A 2,995-nucleotide genomic window follows, 5' to 3' on the forward strand; every position below is an offset into this window, starting at 1 on the left:
GAATATCGAAGGTTGAGAGGCACCTCCCGCAAAAACTTGACTCACTCTAAGACTTTTGGTATCCTTTAATAATTCAACAATTTTTGATATAATATTTCCCATGGGAAGACCTCTTTCTGAATGTATTCGCCTGGAAGCGTACATTTATATGTTAGAGTGTCTTCCTATTTTTTTCCACTCATTAGCCCCCGAGTAAAATTTTACACATACGGGACTAGAAGCGATCTATCAGGGTTACAAAGTGATGTTTATTTCAATGGGAGAACTCGTACATATTTTAAAAACAGAGGAAATCTCCCGTAAATCCCAAACAAGACTAAAAAGAATACGAAATGCCAATCTGGTCATCATTGGCGATTTAATGTTCATGGCAATGGATCAGCAAGAGGCCAATCTCTCTTTTCACTTAATCAATGATTTATATAACAAGTCATCAATCATACTGACATTCAATAAAGCTCCTAAAGAATGGGGTGAATTATTGGGCGACCCAGCCATTACTACCGCTATTTTGGATAGAATTATCCACAGATCCGGGGTCATTCATTTGAATGGCGATAATTATCGGATGAAACATAGGACCTCTATTTTTGCCTGATCTGTAAAAAATAAATTTTCGAAAACTGTAGCATTATACTTGACGCTTACAGATTCAAATAACAAATAAGCTGTTACGGAGGGAGTTAAAGGATTATGGCTACTCGAGGAAAAAGTATAAATCTGTTTTTGATGGATGGCACACCAAACGGGAGAATAAAATGTACTTTGGCTAATTGGACTGGCGTTGCTTACAAGATACCTCGCACTGAACTAGATAAATGCAAGGGACGCGAAGATTTATCCCAGAGTGGCGTTTACTTTTTATTTGGCACTTCAGATCAAACAGACGACAATATGGTATATATTGGGCAAGCCGGTGTACGGAAAAACGGAGAGGGTCTTCTCTGTCGGCTAATAGAGCACAAACGAAATCCAGATAAGGATTATTGGACAGAGGCTGTTGTATTTACTACATCCAATAATTCATTTGGCCCTACAGAGATAAGTTATCTTGAGAACCGTTTTTGTGGACTTGCAGTAGAGGCAAACCGGTATGTGGTTAAAAACGGAAACGACCCTACTCCCGGAAATATAACCGAGGAAAAAGAAAGTGAGCTCGAAGAATTCATTGATTACGCTAAAATAATAATGGGTGCTCTTGGGCATAAATTATTCGAACCACTGACAGATAAACCTAAACCAGCTAACACAGTAGAATCTGCTGAAGAAGAATTACTTCTCTTTATGAAGCGAAAAAGCCGTAAGAGTGGACAAATAATTGAGGCAAGCTGTAAGCAAACGAATGAAGGCTTTGTCGTCTTACAAGGTAGTCGTATAGAAACTATAGATTCTGATAGCATTCCACCTGGAATTAAAGAACGCAGACAAAAAGCCAAAATAGATGAAAATGGAATACTTCAAGAAAATACCTTATTCCGAAGTCCATCATATGCTGCTGCTTTTGTCATTGGAGGTCACGCTAATGGACTGACAGAATGGAAAACAAAAGATGGGGTATCTTTGAAAGAGATAGAAAACAGTGAAGACAATTGAACTTAAGTTTACATCTATCCTGTCTCCTCAGCCCCTATAAAAATAGGCGTTATCTAATCTGTCAACTCAACCCTATCACTTTCAGGGCAGTTGATATGTTACCGCAAACAATAAAATAAGGGTTTCCCGACATTGTTACCTCTGGCAAAGAAGCCGAGAGAAAAGTTCAATGTCTGGAAATCCTTGTTTTATAAACATTTTCAGCCCTTCTATTTATCCACCCTTGACATCAAGACAACACACTCCACGTGTATCGAGTGTTGACGGTAGTTATGTTATAAAAATATAAATGAGGTGCAGTGGTGTTTCTTTGTTATTTAAATAGAATAGAAAGATATTCTTCAACAAAAAGCTGCTTTTAGCTATTAGTAAATTGTAATGGGTAACTAAAATTAAAAGAATTAAACGGCAATTAATTTTATTTACTTTCATATATAGAATTTCAAAAACATAAAACTTATCTTCTGTGTTGGATCTAAATTCGAAAAATGTGGTCGGATATGCTTTTTAGATAATTATATAATTTTGATTTTAAGAGCATTAGACGATGCATATGAAACCCCAAAATGTATCATAAAAATAATTTCCATAAGATAAAGCGAAGTATTAATTTTCATCTTTCGTTGCCGCTACTCCAATATATGAAGTATTAATTTCCTTTTTACCGTATATAATCTGTTCAATTATTCCTCTCCACTCTGGATTAATATCTTCCCATTTCTTCCCCCAGTTGGAATTTATAAAATGGTAAGCTTTATATGGTTTATCGGAACTTGAAGATTTATACCCTAACAGGTCTTCCATACACTCTTTAATAGGAAAAACTCGATTTGGATCTCCTACCGCATCTAAAATTGACTTGTTAAAATTAAAGGCTTTTTCTATACCACCATCTCTATCATGTATAACATTTGGATAAATACCTAAAGCGTTAAAATATTTCACTAATGGAATAATTGCAGCCTTTCCTCTTGCCTTTACAACTTCCCAATTATATGAGAAATCCTTATACATGTCTTCAGGCATCCTTGCAACTGTTTCTCTTATTACAACTTCTTCTGTATCGCCTTCTACTATCAAAACTTTTTTTGTAAAGATTTCAAAAAATAACTCTGAGCTTTCGCTCCAAGTTCATGATGAGAAATTGGAGAGCTACAACTGTTTCACTTGTCTCCTGAAGTCGTGCTCGAATAAGGTCCAGCCCGTATTTGCGCTTGCCTTCACCAAATTTGCCTTCAACGGCATTACGTTCAGAGGTATCCTGATTCGCCAATCGTTCCAAGGAATGGTCTTCTGTCTTGGATGGGCAGCCAAGCCGTGGCCCACTTTAGATGCCGAGAGATTTGCAGTAAGCCAGATTTTCACGATTCCGGTAAATTTTGTCCGCCAGAATTGCTTCTGG

General features: G+C 36.8%; 2 protein-coding genes and 2 pseudogenes. 2 read left to right on the plus strand and 2 right to left on the minus strand.

Annotation, left to right across the window (positions count from 1 at the left end; genetic code table 11):
* Nucleotides 1-211: 211 nt before the first annotated feature.
* Nucleotides 212-598: pseudogene (locus tag GBH70_RS16155) on the plus strand (ATP-binding protein); the annotation flags it as partial.
* A gap of 95 nt (nucleotides 599-693) precedes the next feature.
* A complete protein-coding gene (locus GBH70_RS16160) occupies nucleotides 694-1,593 on the plus strand; it encodes a GIY-YIG nuclease family protein (protein ID WP_151681986.1) in 900 nt (299 codons plus the stop codon).
* 606 nt (nucleotides 1,594-2,199) lie between these two features.
* Here GBH70_RS16160 and GBH70_RS16165 read toward each other — a convergent pair.
* Nucleotides 2,200-2,673 carry a TOPRIM nucleotidyl transferase/hydrolase domain-containing protein gene (locus GBH70_RS16165; RefSeq protein WP_151697547.1) on the minus strand — a complete coding sequence of 158 codons (474 nt, stop codon included), beginning with the start codon at nucleotides 2,671-2,673 and terminating at the stop codon, nucleotides 2,200-2,202.
* Nucleotides 2,674-2,692: 19 nt separating this feature from the next.
* A pseudogene (locus GBH70_RS16170) lies at nucleotides 2,693-2,995 on the minus strand (transposase); the annotation flags it as partial.

The sequence above is a fragment of the Weizmannia acidilactici genome, from assembly GCF_008974225.1.
Lineage (GTDB): Bacteria > Bacillota > Bacilli > Bacillales > Bacillaceae_C > Weizmannia > Weizmannia acidilactici.

Coding starts and splice junctions, on each gene's coding strand:
- GBH70_RS16160 (WP_151681986.1), top strand. CDS start 694: ATGGCTACTCGAGGAAAAAGTATAAATCTGTTTTTGATGGATGGCACA.